Consider the following 21,670-nt stretch of genomic DNA (forward strand, 5'->3'; position numbering starts at 1 on the left):
CTCATCCGTGCACCCGGACCGCCGTCCGTCAGCGCGCCGGGCTGCGCGACGGCTGGCCGCGCAGCTGCTCGGCCAGCGAGCTCACCGTGGCGGTGTCGAACAGCGTGCGCATGGTGATCCGGACGTTCGTCAGGTCCTGGATCCGCGCGATCAGGCGCATCGCGAGCAGCGAGTGTCCGCCGCGTTCGAAGAAGTCGTCGTCGACGCCCACCGACGTGACGCCCAGGACGTCGGCGAACAGCTCGCAGAGCGCTTCTTCGAGGCTGCCCGCAGGCCCCCGCCGGGCCGGGCCCGCGGCCCGGGGCGTCGGGCGCGGCAGTGCTTTGCGGTCCAGCTTGCCGTTCGGGGTCAGGGGCAGGGCGGGCAGCATCGTCACCGATCCCGGCACCATGTACTCCGGGAGCCTGCCGGCCGCGTAGTCCCGTACGGTGCCGGCGTCGAGGTCGGCGCCGGCCGCGACGGCGAAGGCCGCGACCGCCTTGTCGCCCGGTTCGGGCTCCCACGCGACCACCGCGACGTCCAGCAGCCCCGGGCACTGCGACAACACCGCTTCGACCTCGGACAGCTCCACCCGGAACCCCCGGATCTTGACCTGGTCGTCGGCGCGGCCCACGAAGTCGATCTGGCCGTCCGCCGTCCAGCGGGCGAGGTCCCCGGTGCGGTACATGCGCCTGCCGTCGCCCTGCACGCAGTCGGCGACGAACCGCTCCGCGGTGAGGTCCGGTCGCCCGGCGTAGCCCCGGGCCACGCCGACACCGGCCAGGAACAGCTCCCCGACGCTGCCGGCCGCGACAGGCCGCAGACCGTCGTCGAGGATGTAGGCCCGCATGCCGTCCAGCGCGACGCCGATCGGCACCGCGCCCGCGGCCGTGAACGGGGCGGCGAACCTGGCGTGCGTGGCGAACAGGGTGGTCTCGGTCGGGCCGTACATGACCCGCACCACGGTCTCGGGGCAGGCGTCGAGCACCCGTCGCACAGCGGTCGGGGACACCACGTCACCGCCGGTCAGCACTTCGCGTACCCCGGCCAGGCACTGCGGCGCCTCCTCGGCGACCAGCCGGAACAGGCCCGCGGTCAGGTGCAGCCCGGTGACGGACGCCTGCTTGACCAGGTCGGTCAGCACACCGACGTCGAGGTCACCCGGCGGCGGGATGACGACCTGCCCGCCGCGCAGCAGCGGCACCCACAGCTCGTAGGTGGACACGTCGAAGGCGTACGGGGCCAGCATCGGCACCCGCTGGTGCCAGCCGGTGTCCCAGCTGCTGTCCGCGACCAGGCCCAGCACGTCGCGGTGGGTCACCGCCACGCCCTTGGGCTCGCCGGAGGAGCCGGACGTGTACATCACGTAGGCGAGCTGAGCGGGGTGGCACGGGAGGTCGAGAGGGTCCTCGGGCAGGTCGGGCAGCTGCTCGTCCGCGTCGGCCAGCAGGACCGGTCCGCGGCCGGGCAGGCTGCGGCGTGCGGTGACCGCGTCGGTCAGCAGCACGGGGTCACCTGAGCGGCTCAGGATGGCCGTCATCCGCTCGATCGGATAGGCGCTGTGCAGCGGCAGGTAGCAGCCGCCTGCCTTGAGTACGGCCAGCAGTGCCACGACCAGGTCCGGCGTGCGCTCCATGAGCACGGCCACCGGCCGGTCGTGGCCCGCTCCGAGTTCGGCGAGCCGGTGGGCGAGCTGGTTGGACCGGCGGTCGAGTTCCCGGTATGTCATCTGCTCGGCACCCCAGGACACGGCGACGGCATCCGGCGTGCGCCGCGCCTGCGCCTCGAAGCCCTGGTGTACGGCCACTATTTCCACTCGCGTGCTCCGATCTGTGTGACCGCCCGCCGCGCCGGGGTGACGGCGACCGGCAGGCTGATGTGTCCCCGCAGGAAGGTGGAGTAGAGCGGCTGCGGCTCGCCGCGCAGCTCGAAGTCGTGGGCTGTTCGGCACAGCGCTGCGATCACCGCCGTCACCTCGGCCCTGCCCAGGTAGGCGCCCAGGCAGAAGTGCGGGCCGTAGCCGAAGGCGAGGTGCCGGTTGGGGGTGCGGGCCAGGTCGAAGACGTCGGGCCGGTCGAAGACCGCCTCGTCGAGGTTGGCGGCCGCGTTCCACGCGGTGACGACATCGCCCGCCCGGATCGTCTGCCCGGCGATGTCGACGTCGGCCAGCGCGGTACGCCCCACGTGCATGGCGGGGCTGTTCCAGCGCAGGATCTCCTCGACGGCGCTCGTCGGCGACACCCGGCCGTCGCGCAGCGCCCGCCACTGTCCGGGGTGGCGGATGAAGTCCAGTACCGCTGCGGTCATGGCCAGGCGGCTGGTCTCGTCGCCGGCGAGGATCAGGCCGTAGCAGTTGAGCACGACCTCCTCGTCGCTGAGCAGCTGTCCGTCGACGGGTGTGGTGGCCAGTGCACTGGTGACGTCGTCGCGGGGGTCGGCCCGGCGGCGGTCGGCGAGCTCTGCGAAGTAGAGCAGGATCTCGTTGCGGGCCAGTGCGGTCGACCGCGCCGACTGGTCGGCCTCGTCCGAGCTCAGGGCCTGTTTACTCAGACGTAGTAGCAGGCCGTGATCGGACTCCGGGACGCCGAGCAGGTCGCAGATGGTGCTGATCGGCAGCTGCTCGGCCACGGCGGCGGCGAAGTCCACCTCGCCGGCGTCGACGGCGGCCCGCACCAGGCTGTCGGCTCGTTCGCGCACCTTGGCGACGATGGGCTGCAGTACGCGGGGCGAGAACGAGCGCAGCATCATCGTACGCACGGCGGTGTGCCGGGGCGGGTCGCTGACCGCCAGCAGTTTGCCGCCTGCGGGATCGTCGCCGGGCAGCAGCGACGCGAGCATGTTGCCGCGTGCGGAGCTGAACACCGCGGTGTTCTGGTACACGGCCAGGACGTCGGCGTAGCTCGTCAGTACCCAGAAGGCGCGCCCGTGGACCGTGGCCGGGTGCCGGTAGGCGGGCCCCTGCCGGAGCCGCCGCCACACCTCACGCAGGTCGGGCCGCAGGAACGTGGCGGGTTCGGTGAGGTCGACGTCGAGCACTGCGGCGCTCACGACGTGCCTGTCTCGGCTCGTTGCAGCTCCACGGCCTCGTAGAGGGCCTGGATGTTGCGGGACCCGAACGTCTGCGCGCCGACCCGTTCGATGATCTCCATGAACAGGGTGTTGCGCGGGTGGGCGGACCGGGTGAAGATCTGGAAAAGCTGCCCGTGGTGGTCCTCGTCCAGCAGGATGTTCCTCTCCTGCAGGTCCCCGGTCGCATGCCGCACGGGCGTGATCCGCTCCCGCAGCAGCCGGTAGTAGGCAGCCGGGGTGCGCAGGAACTCGACGCCGCGCGCCCCCATCGCGGCGACGGCGCTGACGATGTCGTCGGTGTTGAAGGCGATGTGCTGCACGCCCGCGCCGCCGTGGTGCTTGATGAAGTCGTCGATCTGTCCAGGGGTACGCGACACGTCGGGTTCGATCAGGGTGAACGTGATCGCGCCGGTCCGGCTCTGGACCACTTTCGAGTTCATGGCCTGCGCGCCGACGACGATGTGCTCGGTGAAGATCATGTCGAAGTCGAGCGTCTCGCGGTAGAAGTCGACCGTCGGCTCAAGCTGCCCGGATTCCAGGCAGATGGCGAAGTGGTCCATGGCCAGCAGCCCGGGACCGCGCTCGGCGGCGCTCGGCACGACCGGGGCCAGCCAGGGCAGGACGCGCTCGTCGGCGCCCGGGTCGCGCTGGACCAGGGTGTGCACGACGTCACCGAAGCCGCCGACCGTGGCCAGTACGGTGCCGCCGTGCCGGGTGGGCGGCGACACCGGGCGGCCGCCGCGGCGGACCGTCTCGGCGAAGCAGGCGGCCACGTCGTCGACGCGCATGGCGATGTCGGCCACGCCGTCGCCGTGGTTCTCCAGGTATGCGGCGCCGGGGTGGTCGTCGCGGAGCGGTGTCGTCAGGATGATGCGGATCTGGTGCGAGCCGAGTGCGACCGAGGCGGTGTCGGCTTGCGGGTTCGAGGTGTCCGACATGCCGTGGACGGCGAAGCCGTATCCGTCGACGAAGTATCTGGTCGCGGCCTGCAGGTCCGCGACGTAGAACTCGACGTGGTCCACCGTGAGGCCGGCGAAGGGGTGTGCGGGCATGGTCACCAATCCCAGGTCAGTGGGCCGCGGCGGGGCCTGCGGCCCAGTCCGCCAGGCTGCGTGGCCTGGTGTCGGTCCAGGTGTCGTTGATGTGTGCGAGGCATTCGTCCCGGCGTGCGGGTCCGTGCGTCACCGTCCAGCCGGGTGGCACGGGCACCGGCTCGGGCCACAGGCATCGCTGCTGCTCGTCGTTCATGAGCACCGTGAAGGTGCCGTCCGGATCGTCGAAGACCGAGATGTCAGATTCGCTCACCTGCCCAGGGTCCGGGGTGAGCCCGTGGGCGTGCATCTTCCGAAATGCCCTGCCGGGGCGGGTCCGCGGCGACGAGCACAGGCGGATCCGCTTCGGCAATCGTGAAGATGTTCCGGCCCCGGGGCAGGCGGTGGCCGCCGGACCGGCCTGCGGGGCGGTCCGGCGGCCACCGGGCGGGGGTCAGCCGACGGACAGGTGTTTCGGGCTGCGGGCTGTCCCGTCGCCCGCGCAGTGCTCGTCGTACTCGTCGAGCAGCCGCTGGGCCGCGGCCGTCGCCTGGGCGAACCGGTCCGCCGCCGGGGCGGCGCCGGTCAGGACGTCGTGCATCGCCTGGGCCATGCGGACCTGGATCTCGTCGAAGGGGCCGAGCAGCGCGCCGCGGGACGCGGCCGAGCCGTCGCCTGCGGCCATCTGCTCGACCGCGACCCGCCGGTGGCGGCGGCCGGTGAACCATCCCTCGTGGTCGAGCAGTTGCAGCGCCTCGCCGGTGATCGGGATGTAGTGACCGGTCTGGTGCCGTTCGGCGGCCTGCCTGGGCTCGTTGAGCGACTGCATGAAGGCCAGCGCCGCGTCCTGGCGCTGGGAGTCCAGGCCGGCGGCCAGCCACAGCGAGTCGCCGCCGATGACGTTGCCGGCGTAGACGGCTGCGGCGTTGTGCGGCATGCGGGCCGCCTCGACGGTGAATCCGCCGTCTCGTCCAGCCTGCACCATGCGTTCGGCCTCGACCGAGGAGCTGCACACCATCGCCGCCTGCTGCTGGGCGAACGCCTCGTAGTTGGCCTGCCAGACCTCGGCCGCCGTGGACTGGTCGCCGATGATCCCGGTGTAGAGGTAGTGGCCGTCGTGGTGCAGCCGCTGCCACCAGTCGACGAAGGCGAGCATCGGGGCCGAGGACAGATCGACCCTGCGCGCCCGGCCGGACCTGCCGTTGTCGGCGTCGGCCAGCAGCCCGCCCTGAGCGGCGACGGCCTGCTGGAAGATCCAGCCATGGTTGGGCCAGGTGATGCCGTGGGGCACGCCGGATTCCGCCAGGGCGCGGCAGGCCGCCCCGACCTCGTCCCAGCTGCGCGGGATCTCGTCGACGCCCGCCTTCTCCAGCAGTGTCGTGTTCGCGTAGAGAAGCATGGTGGAGGCGTGGGTCGGCAGGGAGTACAGCTCGCCGCCGTGGGTGTAGTAGTCGCGCACGGCCGGGACCAGGTCATGCAGGGTGACGCGCTCGCCGAGGATGTGTGCGCGCCCGCCGACGGCCCGCTCCACGGAGGTGAACAGCGGCTGGCCTGCGCTGTCCCGCATGTCCAGGGCGGTCTGGCTCGATGTGTAGAAGTACTGCGCCACCGCCGGCGGGCATCCCTGTTCGGCGGCACGGGCCACCGCCGCCGGCAGTTCCCGGTAGTCCAGTCCCACGATGCGGACGGGGTGATCGGGATGTGCCAGGTTGAAGCGGTCGGCCAGCGCTCTGACGTCGTCCAGCGATGCCGGGTAGCCGTAGTGGTGCAACCAGATCTCCGCGGCGTGGTCGGCTGTCGCCGCAGTCGGATCCTGCATGCCCGATCCTCCATGATTAGTCCGGGTGAATCCGGTTCATAGTCGGGGCCGGTGCGCCCGCGAGGCATCTCCTGCCGTGCTGTCAAGAGGGTCGACGGTCCTCCGCCAAAGCCTTGCCTGCGGTTATCGAATTGAGCAATCTGGAAGATGACCGGCCCGACGATCGATGTGAGTCTCGATGCGTGGTTGACGTACGCGGCGAGAGCGGCTCGCGACCACGGGGAATCCTTCCCGATCAGGTGCCTCTTCCAGCGGATTTATGGTGATGTCGGTGTGCTTGCTAGCATTTCCGGATATCAACCATGTAATCGGGCTTCTTAGCCGATTCGTCTACCTGAAGGACGCCGATGTCTCTGGTCAAACTGGACATGACCATGTCGCTGGACGGGTACTCGACCGGAGAGGGCGGTGATCTCTCCCGGGTGCAGGCCTGGCTGATCGGCGAGAACGGCCCCACCGGCAGCAGCGCCGAGGTGGTCGGCGACTTCTTCGCCTCCACCGGCGCCTGGGTCATGGGACGGCGCACCTTCGACACCGGCGAGGAGCCCTGGGGAGCCGAGCCGCCCTTCGCCAAGCCGTGCTTCGTGGTCACCCACGAGACACGGGATCGGCTGGTGAAGGGCGCGACCTCCTTCGACTTCGTGCCCGGCGTCGAGCTCGCCGTCGCGCAGGCGAAAGAGGCGGCTGACGGCCGGGACGTCACCGTCATCGGCGGCGCGGACATCGCCCAGCAGTGCCTGTCCGCGGGAATCCTGGACCAGATCGACATCCACCTCGCGCCCCTGCTGCTCGGGGCGGGGACACGCCTGTTCGACCGGCTGAACATCAAACCGACCGACCTCGGCATCGTGCGGGTGACAGATTCCCCCGACGTCACGCACCTCAGGTTCACCGTCAACCGATAACCTCGCCCTCCCGCGGAACTGCGACAGGACCGGCCGTGCCGGAGGGTCCCATCCGAGAGGATCTTCCATGTCCGACACAGTGCCCACGGGAACAGCACGACGAGCCGGGCGACGCGAGTGGCTTGGGCTGGCCGTACTGGGCCTGCCCACGCTGCTCGTCTCGCTCGACATCGGCGCCTTGTTCCTGGCCCTGCCGCATCTCAGCGCCGACCTGGGGGCGAGCAGCACCCAGCAGCTGTGGATCACCGACATCTACGGGTTCCTGACCGCCGGGTTCCTGATCACCATGGGCACCCTCGGCGACCGCGTCGGACGGCGAAAGCTGCTGCTCATCGGTGCCGCACTGTTCGGCGTGCTGTCCGTCGTGGCCGCCTACGCCACCAGCCCGGAGATGCTGATCGCAGCGCGGGCCCTGCTGGGCATCGCCGGCGCGACCCTGATGCCGTCGACCCTGGCGCTCATCTCGAACATGTTCCACGACGACCGCCAGCGCGGCACGGCCATCGCCGCCTGGGTCAGCTGCATGATGACCGGGGCGGCGCTCGGCCCGGTCATCGGCGGGGTGATGCTGAACTACTTCTGGTGGGGCGCGGTGTTCCTGCTGGGCGTGCCGGTTATGCTGCTGCTGCTGCTGGTCGGCCCCAAGCTGCTGCCCGAGTTCCGCAACTCCGGCGCCGGCCGGCTCGACCTGGTCAGCGTCGTCCTGTCGCTCGCGGCCGTCCTGTCGATCATCTACGGATTCAAGGAGCTGGCCGTCTACGGCCTGGACAGCCCGACGACGGCGATCGTGTCGATCGTCGCCGGTCTGGTGCTGGGCTTCCTGTTCGCCCGCCGCCAGCTGCGGCTGGACCACCCGCTGCTCGATCTGCGCCTGTTCCGCACCGGGGCCTTCAGCGCCCTGCTCACCGCGATGATGCTGGCCGCGGGCGCCATGGCGGGCACCTTCCTGCTGTCGAGCCAGTACGTCCAGAGCGTGCTCGGGCTGTCGCCCGCCGAGGCCGGGCTGTGGCTGGCCCCGACCGGCATCTCCATCGCCGTCGGCTCGCAGCTGGGCCCGATCCTCAGCCGCAAGCTCGGCAACAGCGGCGCCATCGCCGGCGGGCTCGCCGTCGGCGCGGTCGGCTTCCTGCTGATCGCGCTCGTACGCAGCGAGACCGACCTCGCACTCGTCGTGGCCGGGCTGGCCCTGGTGCACCTGGGGGCGGGACCGCTGTTCGCGCTGGGCGCCTTCCTCGTCGTCGGCACGGTGCCGCCCGAGCGCGCCGGATCAGCGGCCTCCATGTCGGAGACCAGCAACAACTTCGGTTCCACCCTCGGGCTCGCGGTGCTCGGCACCATCGGCACGGCGGTCTACCGCGACCAGATGGAGAGCGGCTACACCGGCGCCGCGGCCGAGCAGGCCCGGGAGACCCTGGCCGGTGCGACCGCGGCGGCGGGCACGCTCGAACCCGGAGCCGCCTCGCAACTGCTCACCGTCGCCCACGGGGCCTTCACCTCGGGCCTGCACACCGCGGGAGTGATCGGCGGCGTGGTCTTCCTGGCGATGGCCGCCATCGTCGCGGCCAGCCAGCGCAAGGCGGCCCGCGTCCAGCAGGCGCCGGCTGCGGAGCCCGCACTGTCCTCCGCGCACTCCTGACAACACCCGGGGCCCTGCCCTTCCGCTCCAGGCGGAAGGGCAGGGCCCCGGCGTATGCCGTACCCGGCGTCGCTCAGAACGCGACCACCGCCCGGAACCGCACCTCGCCACGGTCGAGGCGTTGCACGGCGTCAGCGATCCGCTCGCTCGCGAAGACCTCGACCATCGGGGTGACCGCCCCTGACGCCACCAGGTCCAGCGCCTCCGACAGCAGGTGCAGCCCGTCGTGGCTGGCGCCGATGATGCGCTGCCGCCTGGCCCAGATCCCACGGGCCGGATCGATGACGAACGGGCTCACGGGGTCGATGGAGGCCAGCACCATCCGGCCGTTGACCCGCAGTCCCTGCATCGCCTCCGAGGCGGCCGCGTTGGAGGTGCCCGTCACGAGCACCACGTCGGCGCCGCCGACGTCGCGCAGCTGGGCGCCGTCGCCCACCACCACGTCCGCGCCGAGTTTCACGGCCAGGTCGTGCTTGTCGGCAGTCCTGGTCACCGCGATCGTCTCGAATCCGCAGGCCCGGGAGAACTGCAGCGCCAGGTGGCCGAGGCCGCCGATGCCGAGCACGGCGACCCGGTCGCCCGGCTGCGGCTGCGCCGCCCGCAACGCACTCCATGCGGTGTATCCGGCGCACAGCACCGGCGCGGCCGCCTCGTAGCCGATCCCGTCCGGCAGCAGCACGGTGGCCTCGGCGCGGGCGACGAGATACTCGGCGTGCCCGCCCTGGGCGGTAAGCCCGGTCAGCACCGCGCCGCGGCAGTTCATCGCGGACTGCCCGGTGAGCGGCAGACCCGTCCTGCAGTAGTCGCACCGCCCGCACGTCGCCTGCACCCAGGTGGCACCCACCCGGTCACCGATCCGGCGCGAGCTGACCCCGGCCCCGACCTCCACGATCTCCCCGGCTGGCTCATGGCCGATGATCAGCGGGTCGAGCGGCGGCAGTGGCAGCACACCGCTGCTGAGGTAGAGGTCATTGTGGCAAAGCCCGCTGGCGTGAACCCGGATCAGCACCTCACCGGGCCCTGGCGTCGGTGTCGGGACCTCTCGCAGCTCCCACGGACTCTGTGCCTTGACGATCACAGCAGCCTTCACAGCATGCGCCTTTCCACGCGATGACCAGCGGATAAGGTCCGGTGCCGAGCCCATGCCGCAGCCGCCGGCCGACTCCACTCTATCGATCATCTTGAGTGGATCCTTATCCCATGTTGCGCACCGCCCGCACAGCGAGGGCGGCCGTGCGGCGACAACCGCACGACCGCCCTCGGCTGGTCCTACTTGGCCAGTGCCGGTTCTGGCTCCGGCTCCGGCACCGGTGCGGGGGCGGGGGTCGGCCGCGACCTGCCGGCGAACCGCTTCATGATCGGATTTTCGAACAGGGCGAAGGTGGCCCAGGACAGCAGCAGCGTGACGCCGAAAAGCAGCGCCAGCACACCGATCGCGGCCGGAGTGCTCCAGCCCGCCCCCAGCCACCTCCCGCCGTACGTCAGCACCAGGAAGTGCCACAGGTAGAACGCGAAGGACACGTTGCCCAGCCACACCATCGCCGGACTCGCCAGCCAGGAGCGCTCGCCCGCCGCGTCGGCGGCCGCACCGGCCGCGATGACCAGCCCGACCGGCACCAGCATGACCGCCACCAGGGCGTACTCGCCCGGAACCAGCGTCGCCAGCGCGTAGGCGGCCGTGGTCAGCGCGATCGCGCCGCCCAAGCGGAACGGAAGCCTGCGACCGGTGATGACCAGCCGCGCCAGCAGCATGCCGAAGACGAAGTCGAGCAGGCGCACCGGCGGGAAGAAGTAGATGAACCAGAACCGGTTCTCCGAGACCGGCGCCCAGGGCAGCTGCGGCTGGTGGGGCAGCAGCAGCGACAGCAGCGGCACCGCGGCCACGATCACGGCCACGACCGCGGCCCAGGCCCACAGCCGCGATGGCCGGATGCGCCGGATGAGGCGGTACAGCAGCGGGAAGGCCAGGTAGAACAGCACCTCGCATGACAGCGACCACGAGATGCTGTTGACGCTGTTGTTGACCTCCAGCTGCGGGAACCACGCCTGCAGCAGGAAGAAGTTGAGGATCGCCGTGTCGCGCTCCACGACCGCCTGCGAAACCCAGGTCAGCAGGATGAACGCCACCGCGAAGGTGAGCACATGGTTCGGGTAGATCTTGACCAGGCGCCTGCGCCAGAACCGCCCGACCGTGTCCTCGTCACGGGCGGCCCAGGTGAGCACGAATCCGCTCAGCACGAAGAAGAACCCGACGCCCAGGTGACCGCCCCGGCCGAAGATCGACACATAGCCTTCCTGCACGCCAGGGGAGGCGAAGAAGCCCTGATACATGGCGTGGAAGAAGAACACCGCCGCCGCAGCGAGAAACCGCATGCCGGTCAGGGCGGGCAGCCGCCTGCCGGAGGTCGTCACGTTGAGCGGTTGTTGCGACAAGTCTGCCAAGGAGGCACCTCTGATCAGCCGATGGGGACGGGATCGGCACCCTAGACCGCAGCTGATGGCCAGTGCCAGAACGCAGGGTGGCATGCGGCACCTCGTTCGGGCATCTTCCAAAATGCTCAGTCTTCGCCGCCTCCCACTGCGGCAGGCCGGCTCACCGGCGACCGACGACGCCCGCCGGACACACGGCACGCACCGGCCGACGGCGTGCGGCGACTCGCAGGCCGCCGCACGCCGCGTTCACACCGACCGCGCCGCCACCTTCCGCGGCACGTCCCGCACCGGCTCACCCCGGTTGAAGACCGCGCCGAGCAGCACCCGCAGCACCATCGCCGGACGCATCAGGGCCTCCGGCCGGTCGAGCATGCCCGCCGCGCGCATGTACGCCGTGGTCACCTTGACGTCCCGGGTCGCCGCGGCCTGAACGAGGTTGAGGTACGCCTGCTGCATCCGCACCTTGAACGTGCGCTCGCCGTCGACCCCCGGAAAGCTGAGGTCGACCACGTTGGTCATGTCCCACGGCGGGTCGATCACGTTCGAGGCCAGGTCCCGGAAGTAGTCCAGTGGCCGCGGTGCGCTACCGGCGTAGACGTGGTCGCGCATGATCAGCGCGGACAGTGCCGCCACCGTCATGCCCTGCGCGTACACCGGATTGAAACTGGTGACCGCGTCCCCGGTGACCAGCAGGCCTTCGGGAAAGCGGCTCATCCGCTCATAGCGTCGCCTGACGGTGGTGGGATACCGGAACGGCACCGGCTCGTCCAGCGGCCGGGCGTCACGGACCGCGTCGTGGATGTGCGGGGCCGCCAAGGACTTGACGAACGCGTAGAACCCCTCCTGGTCGGTGGGCGGGTGGTCGCCCTGCAGCCCGTACGCGGTCAGCTCGTACTTGCCGTTGTCGGTCTTGGTGAAGATGGCGCCACGGGGCAGGTCGGGCGATGCGACCGGGATGATGGCCAGGTCGCCGTCGAGCGGGTCGCCGTCGATCTCGTAGTGCTGGGTCACGTACCCCAGTCCGACCTTCTTGCGCTCCTCCTCGACCCGCGGGTAGCCCATCTCCTCCAGCCACACGGGTGTACGCGAGCCCCGGCCGGTCGCGTCGACGACCAGGTCGGCCGGGACGACCTCGTCCTGCGCGCCGTCCACGAGGTGCCTCACCCGCACCCCGGTCACCCGGCGGCGGTCGGCCGACATCTCCAGTGCGACGATGTCACGCCGCTCCAGGAACACGACGTTGGGCAGCGCCTGCGTACGCTCACGGATGTGTCGTTCCATCACCGGTGCGGTGGCCGGCACGGCGATGAACCCGATGTCCTCCCGCTTGACCGGCTTGCCCTGGAAGTACCAGCGCACCGAGCCGACGAAGTCGCCGGTCGGGCACTGGTCGGCCACCAGTTCGTCGGTGATGCCGGGAAACAACTCCTCCATCACCACCCGTCCGCGCACATGCATGGCGTTGATGTGGCGGCTCTGCGGGCGACCGCGCCGGGGACCGTGCACCCCGACCAGCTCGTCCCGGTCCACCACCAACACCTCGTCGTACGCCTCTGCCAGCACTCTTGCCGCGAACAGGCCGGCGATGCTGCCCCCGAGCACCACGGCTCGGCTCTTGTGGGACATGACAATGCTCCTTGACACGCCGGTGGGCACTGATTCAGCGGGGACTGGGACCTGAGGGGACCGCGCCGAGCAGGCCGCCGTCGACGACGAACTGCTGCCCGGTCACGTACGACGCCTGCGGCGACAGCAGGAAGTACACCGCCTCCGCGATATCCGCGGCGTCGCCGAGCCGACCCAGCGCCACCTGGCTGCGGAACATCTCCCGGACCTGCTCGGAACCTCCGGTGATGCCCTCGAACATCTCGGTCGCGACATGGCCTGGCGTGATGGTGTTGACCCTGATGCCGCGCTCGGCCAGATCGGCGGCCAGTGACCCGGTCAGCGCCGCGACGGCCGCCTTCGTCGCCGAGTACAGCGAGCCGATGCCCAGCCCGCGGTGCGCGGTCCACGAGGAGTTCAGCACCACCGCGCCGCCGTCCTCCAGCAGCGGAAGCGCCCGCTGCACGGTGAAGAACGTGCCCTTGAGGTTGATGCCGACAACCCGGTCGAACTCGTCTTCGGTCACCTGGGCCACCCGGCCGGCGGTGCCGACGCCCGCGTTGGCGAAGACGCCGTGCAGGCTGCCGAAGCGGCCGCGCACCGACTCCACGAGGCTGTCGAGCTCGGCGAGCCGACTGACGTCGGTGGGGACGGTGAGCACCCGGTCTCCCGCGTCCAGCACCTTGGCCGCCGATGCCAGGCGTTCGCCGCTGCGCCCGGCCAGCGCCACGTTCGCGCCCGCGGCCAGCATCCGTTTGGCCGTGGCGAGCCCGATGCCGCTGCCGCCGCCGGTGATGAGCACTGATTTGCCTTGGAAGTCATGCATGACAGTAGGTTCACATCGAGGGCGGTCGACTTTCATCTCCAGAAGTGCCGAGTGGGATGTCGACGCCCGTGCTGGCCGTACCGCAGCCGCACTGAACCGCCCGGTAGCTCGGCGGCTGGCTGCCGCGCCCCTGCCGCCGCCGTCTACGAGCGCGGTCTGCCAGGGGTCAGGGCCCCGCTGAAGGCAATCGGAGAGTTGCCGCCGCCGTGCGGCTGGTGCGATGGTCGGTTGGTGCCCGACGAGTATCGTCGCGGGGCGCGACGGTGCACGCAAACCCCCTGCTGGCCGCCGGTGACCCGGCCGCCTGAGCGCGACTTCGTCACATCGCGGGCGAGGGGCCATCAGCCAGTCGATGTATTGATATCTTTTATCGGCCCGCGCCCCGGTCGAGCCTTCCGGCGCGCCGCCAGAGCGCGGCGACGACCCCTGGGGAGGGCTCATGCGTCGGAGGCGCCACACCGCCGGTCTGGCACTGGCGGCAATCCTGATCGGATTGGTCACCGCACCGGCTGTGCGGCCTGCGGCGGCTGCTGCGGCACCGCCCGCGGGCGGCATGACCGGTGCGCAGCTGACCCAGCTGTTCGCCGGCTACGGCGACACCAGCGGCCGGTGGAGCGGTGCCGACAGCACCGCGTCGGTGTTGCTGCCCGACGGGCGGGTGGCGTGGTTGTTCTCCGACACGATGATCGGCGCGGTCAACGCCGACTTCAGCCGGCCCCGGTCCAGCCCGATGATCAACAATTCGCTGGTGGTGCAGGACGGCGCGGCGCTGACCTCGACCGTGCACGGCGGCTCGGCCGCCGCCCCGCAGTCGCTGATCCCGTCGGCGGTCAGCGGCGAGTGGTACTGGATCGCCGACGCCACCGTCGAGGCGAGCACGATGAAGGTGCTGGTCAACCGCTATCGCAAGACCGGTGACGGCGGCCTGGACTTCGCGCTGACGGGCACCGCCCTGGCGAGCATGGCACTGCCGGGCCTGACCGTCAGCAGCGTCACCGAGCTGCCGCTGGGCGACACCGTCGCGTGGGGCGCGGCGCTGCTGGAGGACGGCGGCTACACCTACATCTACGGTTCGGAGTACGTCGCCGCCGACGCGATGCGTTTCGCCCGCCTGGCCAGGGTGCCCGCGGGCGGGCTGAGCGGGGCGTGGCAGTACTGGACCGGCAGCGGCTGGTCGGCCTCGGCTGCGGCGTCGGCGCGGCTGCCCCTGTCGGGGGTCGGCACCGCGTTCGGGGTGCAGAAGGTCGGCTCGCAGTACGTCGTGGTGACGATGGAGAGCAACACCCCGTTCGCGGCGCACGCGGTGGCGTACACGGCCAGCAGCCCGACCGGCCCGTTCACCGGCCCGGTCGAGTTGTTCACCGCGCCGGAGCCCGCCCAGCGGGAGGGTGTGATCGTGTACGACGCGCGCCTGCACCCGCACCTGGCGCCGAACGGCAAGCTGCTGGTGTCGTACAACGTGCACAGCCTGGTCAGCGAGGATCTGTACGCCGACGCGCGGATCTACCGGCCCCGGTTCGTGGACGTGACCTGGCCGGTGCCGATCCCGGACCCGGCCGCGGTGCCGGCCGCGCCCGCGGGCCTGACCGCGACCGGCGACCCGACGGGCGCGGTGAGCCTCACCTGGCCCGCGGTGTCCGGCAGCGGCGTGACCTACACCGTCTACCAGCGTGATGTCACCGCGGGACAGTCCCACTTCGCCCGCGTCGCGTCACCGACGGCCGCGAACCAGACCCTGGGCGGGTTCCGTACCGGCCACACGTACGAGTTCCGGGTCACCGCCCGCAACGCCGCGGGCGAGGGCGTGGCGTCGGTGGTGCGCAGCGTCGCGGTGACCATCGCCGCCCCGCCGGCCCCGAGCGCGCTGACCGCCGTCGCGGGCAGCGACGGCACCATCACCCTGAACTGGGGCACGGTGCCGTACGCGTGGCGCTACGACGTGTTCCGCCGGGACGTGACGGCGGGCGAGACGGCGTTCAGCGCGGTCAACGACGCCAACCCGGGCGACACCACGCTGAACGTCACCTGGCTGGCACACAACCACGAGTACGAGTTCGCCGTCACGGCCAGCCACGGCGGCGGCACCTCGCCGCAGTCGGCGCCGGTGCGTGCGATCGCCCGCTACGCGCTGCCGCCGACGCCCACCGGGCTGACCGCCGTCGCGCAGGGCAACGGCACGATCCGGCTGACCTGGTCCGGCCCGGCCAGCAACGTGTACTACCTGGTGTTCCAGCGCGACGTGACCGCCGGGGAGACGACGTTCACGCAGCTGCCGCTGCCGCTGTCGTGCTGCGAGCTGGCCGCCGGTTACCTCGCCCACGGCCACGAGTACGAGTTCAAGGTCGTGGCCAGCAACTCCGGCGGGGAGTCGGCGGCGTCGAACCTGGCCAGGGCCGTGTCGTCGTATCCGCTGCCGGCTGCGCCGGGCATCCTGTCCGCGGTGGCCGGCAACGGCCAGGTTCAGCTGACCTGGGGTGCCAGCAGCAGCCCGGACACCTGGTACTGGGTGTACCAGCGCGACGTGACGGCGGGGGAGACCGCGTTCACGCGGCTGCCCATCCCGATCTCGACCTGCTGCACGATGACGGCGGGTTACCTGGCCAACGGGCACGTGTACGAGTTCAGGGTGACCTCGACGAACCAGGCGGGGGAGTCGGCGGCGTCGAACACGGTTCGGGCGACGCCGCTGCGGCCGCTGCCCGGTCAGGTGACCGGGCTGACGGTGACGTCGCTGAGCGGCGGCGAGCTACGGCTGAACTGGACCGCGCCGGACGCCGACCTGTACTACTGGGTGTACCAGCGCGACGTGACGGCGGGGGAGACCGCGTTCACGAAGCTGTCTCTGCCCGTCGGCACGTGCTGCACGTTCACGGCCGGGTTGCTGACGCACGGGCACGTGTACGAGTTCAAGGTCGCGGGCACCAACCAGACCGGCGACGGCCCCGCGTCGGCAGCGGCACGGGGCACCGCGAACTATGCCAAGCCGCCGGCTCCGGCGAACCTGCGCGCGACGGCCGCCGGGGACGGCAGCATCGACCTGGACTGGGACGCCACCTCGGGCAACGTCCTGTACTGGATCTACTCGCGCGATGTCACGGCGGGTCAGTCGTTCACGAAGTCGGCGTATCCGACCGACCGGACGTCGGCCAGCTGGGGCTGGCTGGTGCACGGGCACGTGTACGAGTTCAAGGTGACCGCGGAGAACCCGGGCGGTGAGGGCCCGGCGACGGCCGTGGCGCGGGCTACGGCGACCGGCGGCCTGCCGCAGGCGCCCAGCGGCCTGACCGCGACCGCGGGCGACGGGCAGGTGACGTTGCGCTGGACGGCCAGTGGCACCGCGAACGTGTACTACTGGATCGAGCAGCGCGCTGCGGGCGGCACCTGGCAGCGGCTGCAGTATCCGCTGAGTACCTGCTGCGTGTTCACCGCGACGCTGCTGAACAACGGCACGACGTACGAGTTCCGGGTGCGGGCCGACAACGTCCACGGCGACTCGGCGGCCTCGAACGTGGCCAGCGCGCGGCCCCTGCCGCCGTTGCCGCAGCCACCGACGGGCCTGATCGCCATCGTGGGCGACGGGCAGATCACGCTGCGCTGGACGGCCAGCCCGACCCCCAACGTGTACTACTGGGTCGAGCAGCGCCCGGCCGGCGGGACGTGGCAGCGGCTGCCCCTGCCGGTCACCACGTGCTGCCAGTTCACGGCCGGCCTGCTCAGCAACGGCACGTACTACGAGTTCCGGCTGCGGGCGACGAACCTGGCAGGCGATTCGGCGGCGTCGGTCGCGGCCGGGGCCAGGCCGATGCCGCCGCTGCCGCAGGCACCGAGCGGGCTGTCGGTGAGCGCGCAGGGTGACACGGCGGCGCGGCTGACCTGGACGGCTAGCCCGACCGGCAGCGTCTACTACTGGATCTTCTACCGCATCGCCGGGCAGAGCGCCTGGACGAAGGCGCAGTACCCGCTGAGCACCTGCTGCGCGTTCACGATGAGCCTGCTCACCCCGGGCAAACGCTACGAGTTCCACCTCAAGGCCGAGAACCTGACCGGCATGTCGCCGGCGTCCAACACCGCCGCGGTCACCCTGACCATCACCGCACCGGGCCGGCCCGGCGGGGTCAAGGCGGTGCCCCGGGTCGACTCGTCCGACGTGGACGTGTCGTGGAACGCGGTCGCCAACGCCACCGGCTACACCGTGGAGGCACAGGTCTGCAAGACGTCAACCTGGTACCGGGTCGGCTTCATGATCACGGGTACGTCCCACCGCGTCGGCGGCGCGGCAGGCTGCTACACCTACCGTGTCGTCGCCGACCGCTTCGGCGTCTACGGCCCCGACTCGACCGGCACCATCCTGGCGTTCGGCACGGTCGACGACTATCCCTGGAACGGCGGCTGGTCACCGATCGACCGGTACGGGTTCTGGCGCAAGCAGTGCACCTCGTTCGTCGCCTCGCGAGTGTGGCGGCACTATCCGAACCCCGACCCGCCGGGCTTCGTCGTCACCAACTACTGGCACGCCAAGAACTGGGACGAGGAAGCGCCCAAGCACGGCGGCGCAGTCTGGACCACACCCGTGGTCGGCTCCATCGCCCAGCACAGCCGAGGGGACTACGGGCACGTGGCCTGGGTCGCCGGCGTCGACGGCGCATACGTGATCATCGAGGAGTACAACGGCGTCAACTCCGAGGCGTACTCGCGTCGACGGGTGCTCGCGTCGTCCTTCGACACCTACCTGACGGTCATGTGAGTTGACCGTCGCCGGGGCGCTTTCTCGATACGCACGTCGAGCAAGCGCCCCGGCGACGGCGCCGAGGGCGCAGCAGGTTTGGATCACCGGCCGCCGGGCATATCGCCGCGACCGACGACGGGAGATGACGTGGCTCAGCCATGGCCGGCCGAGGCGCAGAACGCCCGCACATTGATCATGACGCTAGGTGTCACGCTCGACGACGTCGTGAACGGCCGAAGCAGCCTTGAGGTCCACCACGCGCTGATGGACGCCTTCGACGCTCCGCACGACGACAGCCGGATCGACGGGGTCGAGGTCGGGCGCGACGAGTTCACGCAGGTGTGGACCGGCATCCAGCAAGGCTTCGCGCTGCCCGGGACCGCCTGGCAGAGGATCGTCCTGCCGACTGTGATCACCTTCAGCACCCCGAACACCCAGAAGATCCACCTTGAACTCGCCACCGCCCAGTGGCTGGCCGCGCGCGCTGCCACCGACGCGGTGCCCGGCTACGCCGAGATCGCCGGCACGCGGGGCCCGTCGGCTCCCCCCGCACCGGGCGACGACGCGATCACTTCACCGCAGGCGACCCCGGACTACACGGTGAAGCTCGACGCCGACCCCGTCCCGCCGGTCAAGCCACGTCAGGGCGTTCCGAGCACCAGACGCAGGGCATGGGCCCTGGCGTCAGTGATATCAGTGGCCGCCGTGGCCGTGCTCGCGCTGGTCTACCGCACCTCCCAGGGGCCCTCAGCGGCCGGACCGCCGGCTCCGTCATCATCCACAGAAGCGGCGGTCGTCGTAGGCTCCTCGACGCAGCCCAGCGCACTGCCGACCGTGCTGCCCTCCGCCACGCAGCCACCGCCGGCGATCACGGACCAGCCGCCACCGCAGCCCGTGACGGTGGGCCCGGCATCCAGCCCGCCGTCCGCGCCACAAGATCTGACCGCCATGGCCGCGACGCAGAACAGCGTGACGCTGACCTGGTCGCCTCCGGCCGATCCCGGGACCGCCGGCGTGGCGTACTACCGCATCATGCAGGACGGCGCCGACGCCGGCTGGACCCGCTCCCCGGCCGCGACGATCATGAACCTGACGGCCGGCACCCGGTACATCTTCGTCGTCGTGGCGCACAACGCCGCAGGTCGGCAATCCCCGCCGAGCAGAGCAGTCACCGTGATCACCGCCGGCCCGCCCGTATCGGTTCCGCCCACGGACGACCCGCCCTCACCGCCGGGCACCTCCCCGCCCTCACCGTCGCCGCCCGTCGTGCTGCCGGGAACCGACGTCACCGCGCTCGGCGGAACCGTGCGGATCACATGCGTGAACAGGAAACCGACGGTCGTACGCATCGCCCCGCTTCCCGATTACACCGTGCGGGACGTTCCACAGCCCAAGGACCAGGTCCGCGTAGTACTCGCCTCACCGGGCAACGACAGCGAGATCACCGCCAGGTGCGACAAGAAGAACGCCGTCGCCGCCACCGTCAAGGAGCGCAGCCACCCGGCGACCTGACCGCCGCCCGCCAGAACGCACCCCGTGCCGCATCGCCTCAGCAAGGTGACATCAACCGATCGACACACCTATGCCACCCGCCCCGTTGTCGATCACCGTCTGTCCGTGTGTGGGCCGCTTGCGTGTACGGCTCGTGTCGCAGCTCGGGCAAGGGCGGCCTGGGTGAGCGTGTCGGTACTGTCGATGAACTGGTCCACAGCGCCAACGGGTGCGAGCCCTGCGAGCCATGGGTCGCCGATGCGTGCTCGCAGCGCCTCGGCGAATCGTTGTGCCCCGATCACCGGGAACGGCCGGTCATGGTACGGCCGTCGTGTCGGGTCCACAGGTTCGGCCAGCCCGAGCCTGTTCTGCCACCTGCCCGTTGCCTCATACGCGGTGCATAGGGCGTCCTGGCGCGCATCAGCGTCGTCGGCGCTCAGCGCCGCCCGCAGCGCCTGGGCGATCCCCGTGGCTTGTGGCAACCGCCCGAACGCTGTTCCGAGCCATTTGCTGTACGGCGGGTATCGCCGTGCGAGTAGCAGACACAGCCGCATCACTTCCCGAGCGAGGCGTGCTGCGACGATGCGGCTGCCGAGGTCGTCTCCGGCTTGCGCGGTCCGGCCGGGGAACGCTTCCTCCTGCCCGATCCGAGTCCATTGGCTTGCCAGTACATACCGCCATACATCATCCGGGTACCAGCTCAGCTGTCGTCGCAGAGCGGTCAGCTCACCGACGCTGTCGTGGTACACGCTCCCACCGGTCACCTCGGCGAGCGTCTGCGTGGGTATCGACAGCCAGCTCAGCGTCGTCGGCCGTTCGTCCGAGCTGTATCCCAGCAGCGGTGTGGCCCAGCTACCCACATCGGTGATCAGTACCCGATGCGCGACCGCCCCGTCCGTATGTGCCATGACGCGTATGCGTTCGTCGGGCGGCTCGAAATGTGTCGGCCAGCCCAGTATCTGTTTCGGCAGCCGGTCGGCCAGCAGTAGCGAGAGTCGTTCCTGATATCGGACGGCATCGGTGGCCGTCAGGAACAGTTCCAGCCGCGGACCCCAGTCATGGTCGACTGACTGCTCTGTGTCGTATCCGAGCACCTCTGATCCGGCCCCGACCCGCGCCGCCGCGTATCGCACCCCCGGCAGTACCTCTTCCACCAGCGGCCGCACCGCCTGCGCATAGAACACCGCACACAGCCGCACCCCGGGCACAAATTGAGCCATAGCGCCACCGTACGTATCCGTCCGCCCTGCGGCCACCACTTTCGACTGCTGCCGACTCAGACCCACTCCGCCCAGAAACTCACCCATCAAGCACGGGCAGTACCCGACTGGTGTCGATTTCTAGTGATTGCCATGTTTTGCATAAATTTGTTGTGTTGTCGGAGGTGTTATGGAGGTGCTTGCTGTCGTGGGCCCTGTAGGGCACGCGGGTGTCCGGGCGGTCAGGGTCATGTGGTGTATGAAGCCTGTTGGGTTGGTGTGGCGTCTTGAGAACCGGCTGATCTGGTAGCACGCTCGGCTGGAGGGTGGCAGGCAGCGCTGTCTGATTGGTTGGTCGGCCACGAACTGGGCTGTCAGTGATCTCGGCGTCCCTTGCCGACGGTCCAACAGCGTGCCTGGCGGTGGCGTCGTTTTCCATTTAGTTTCCGTTGGGCGAGGTGGCAGTCACAGCTCGCGGTCGATGGTCTCAACTTAGAACCTTGTGGATGCGCGCGCGGATGTTCCGCTATCGAGAAGATGTTGGTCAGAGCTACAAAGCCTTCTGTGCGCGGAGGTCCATTCCCGAGTCACTTTTCTGTATTGTAAATATCAGTAATATTGTAATTACGGCTTCAATGAGCTCGTAATGAGGACAGGGGAAGCCACGAGCTGACCAACCCGGACCGAAGGTCCGGCACAACCCCGAAGGGGTTGGAGTGTCAAGGCTGAGGATTCGACAACCAGAAGAAAGGGACCGACATGAGCTAATCAGGTGCCGAAGGCACCGTCCCGAAGGGACACAGCAACTGAATAAAACTTCACTTCGCGAGATAATCCCACGAAGTGGGGTCCCTGGCCCGAAGGGCCGGATTCTGAGCGGAGCGAAGAGGGGCGGGTCCATCGAGATCCCCCTGTAGCGATCGAGTCGGTCGCCGCATCATGCCGGTGACC

The 21,670-nt window shown here is 70.1% G+C and carries 14 protein-coding genes; 4 read left to right on the forward strand and 10 right to left on the reverse strand.

The annotated features are described in order from the left end of the window. Positions 1-28 precede the first annotated feature (28 nt). The 5 genes from HAV40_RS27005 to HAV40_RS27025 form a co-directional block, all read right to left on the reverse strand. Positions 29-1,795 carry a non-ribosomal peptide synthetase gene (locus tag HAV40_RS27005; RefSeq protein ID WP_166386016.1) on the reverse strand — a complete coding sequence of 589 codons (1,767 nt, stop codon included), beginning with the start codon at positions 1,793-1,795 and terminating at the stop codon, positions 29-31. Further along, positions 1,786-3,027 carry a cytochrome P450 gene (locus tag HAV40_RS27010; protein WP_166386018.1) on the reverse strand — a complete coding sequence of 414 codons (1,242 nt, stop codon included), beginning with the start codon at positions 3,025-3,027 and terminating at the stop codon, positions 1,786-1,788. Before HAV40_RS27010 ends, HAV40_RS27005 begins: the two co-directional genes overlap by 10 nt. Then, positions 3,024-4,100 carry a 4-hydroxyphenylpyruvate dioxygenase gene (gene hppD / locus HAV40_RS27015; RefSeq protein ID WP_166386020.1) on the reverse strand — a complete coding sequence of 359 codons (1,077 nt, stop codon included), beginning with the start codon at positions 4,098-4,100 and terminating at the stop codon, positions 3,024-3,026. Before hppD ends, HAV40_RS27010 begins: the two co-directional genes overlap by 4 nt. 16 nt (positions 4,101-4,116) lie before the next feature. Then, the gene (locus tag HAV40_RS27020) at positions 4,117-4,353 is read right to left on the reverse strand and encodes an MbtH family protein (protein WP_275413528.1); all 237 of its coding nucleotides are present in this window, start codon (positions 4,351-4,353) and stop codon (positions 4,117-4,119) included. Positions 4,354-4,533: 180 nt separating this feature from the next. Then, positions 4,534-5,898, reverse strand: coding sequence for an extracellular solute-binding protein (locus HAV40_RS27025; RefSeq protein ID WP_166386024.1), 1,365 nt, complete (start codon positions 5,896-5,898; stop codon positions 4,534-4,536). A gap of 347 nt (positions 5,899-6,245) precedes the next feature. On the opposite strand from HAV40_RS27025, the gene HAV40_RS27030 reads away from it, so the two are divergent. Continuing rightward, entirely contained in the window at positions 6,246-6,803 is a 558-nt protein-coding gene (locus HAV40_RS27030) for a dihydrofolate reductase family protein (protein WP_166386026.1), read from the forward strand. Positions 6,804-6,870: 67 nt separating this feature from the next. Further along, positions 6,871-8,439, forward strand: coding sequence for an MFS transporter (locus HAV40_RS27035; protein ID WP_166386028.1), 1,569 nt, complete (start codon positions 6,871-6,873; stop codon positions 8,437-8,439). 73 nt (positions 8,440-8,512) lie between these two features. On the opposite strand, the gene HAV40_RS27040 is transcribed toward HAV40_RS27035, so the two are convergent. From HAV40_RS27040 to HAV40_RS27055, 4 genes are all read right to left on the reverse strand, one after another. Continuing rightward, positions 8,513-9,529: an alcohol dehydrogenase catalytic domain-containing protein gene (locus HAV40_RS27040; RefSeq protein WP_166386030.1), complete on the reverse strand. Its 1,017-nt coding sequence runs from the start codon at positions 9,527-9,529 to the stop codon at positions 8,513-8,515. 179 nt (positions 9,530-9,708) lie between these two features. Then, positions 9,709-10,881 (reverse strand): acyltransferase family protein, encoded by a 1,173-nt coding sequence (locus HAV40_RS27045; protein WP_203671942.1) that lies wholly within the window; start codon positions 10,879-10,881, stop codon positions 9,709-9,711. A gap of 237 nt (positions 10,882-11,118) precedes the next feature. Next, positions 11,119-12,498 (reverse strand): FAD-dependent oxidoreductase, encoded by a 1,380-nt coding sequence (locus HAV40_RS27050; protein ID WP_166386034.1) that lies wholly within the window; start codon positions 12,496-12,498, stop codon positions 11,119-11,121. Positions 12,499-12,532: 34 nt separating this feature from the next. Beyond that, positions 12,533-13,303 (reverse strand): SDR family NAD(P)-dependent oxidoreductase, encoded by a 771-nt coding sequence (locus tag HAV40_RS27055; protein WP_166386036.1) that lies wholly within the window; start codon positions 13,301-13,303, stop codon positions 12,533-12,535. Between the two features lie 439 nt (positions 13,304-13,742). On the opposite strand from HAV40_RS27055, the gene HAV40_RS27060 reads away from it, so the two are divergent. Together HAV40_RS27060 and HAV40_RS27065 are read left to right on the forward strand one after the other, a co-directional pair. Beyond that, entirely contained in the window at positions 13,743-18,047 is a 4,305-nt protein-coding gene (locus HAV40_RS27060; protein ID WP_166386037.1) for a fibronectin type III domain-containing protein, read from the forward strand. A gap of 129 nt (positions 18,048-18,176) precedes the next feature. Continuing rightward, a complete protein-coding gene (locus tag HAV40_RS27065) occupies positions 18,177-19,541 on the forward strand; it encodes a fibronectin type III domain-containing protein (protein ID WP_166386039.1) in 1,365 nt (454 codons plus the stop codon). A 92-nt stretch (positions 19,542-19,633) separates the two neighbouring features. On the opposite strand, the gene HAV40_RS27070 is transcribed toward HAV40_RS27065, so the two are convergent. Continuing rightward, positions 19,634-20,740, reverse strand: a complete 1,107-nt coding sequence (locus HAV40_RS27070) for a DUF4037 domain-containing protein (RefSeq protein WP_166386041.1) — start codon at positions 20,738-20,740, stop codon at positions 19,634-19,636. Positions 20,741-21,670: the final 930 nt, after the last annotated feature.

Origin of the sequence: Catellatospora methionotrophica (genome assembly GCF_011297335.1) — a bacterium.
Lineage (GTDB): Bacteria > Actinomycetota > Actinomycetes > Mycobacteriales > Micromonosporaceae > Catellatospora > Catellatospora methionotrophica.

Excerpts from the sequence above, each read along its gene's own strand:
- hppD (WP_166386020.1), bottom strand. The coding sequence starts at position 4,100 with ATGCCCGCACACCCCTTCGCCGGCCTCACGGTGGACCACGTCGAGTTC.
- HAV40_RS27025 (WP_166386024.1), bottom strand. The coding sequence starts at position 5,898 with ATGCAGGATCCGACTGCGGCGACAGCCGACCACGCCGCGGAGATCTGG.
- HAV40_RS27030 (WP_166386026.1), top strand. The coding sequence starts at position 6,246 with ATGTCTCTGGTCAAACTGGACATGACCATGTCGCTGGACGGGTACTCG.
- HAV40_RS27035 (WP_166386028.1), top strand. The coding sequence starts at position 6,871 with ATGTCCGACACAGTGCCCACGGGAACAGCACGACGAGCCGGGCGACGC.
- HAV40_RS27050 (WP_166386034.1), bottom strand. The coding sequence starts at position 12,498 with ATGTCCCACAAGAGCCGAGCCGTGGTGCTCGGGGGCAGCATCGCCGGC.
- HAV40_RS27055 (WP_166386036.1), bottom strand. The coding sequence starts at position 13,303 with ATGCATGACTTCCAAGGCAAATCAGTGCTCATCACCGGCGGCGGCAGC.
- HAV40_RS27060 (WP_166386037.1), top strand. The coding sequence starts at position 13,743 with ATGCGTCGGAGGCGCCACACCGCCGGTCTGGCACTGGCGGCAATCCTG.
- HAV40_RS27070 (WP_166386041.1), bottom strand. The coding sequence starts at position 20,740 with ATGGCTCAATTTGTGCCCGGGGTGCGGCTGTGTGCGGTGTTCTATGCG.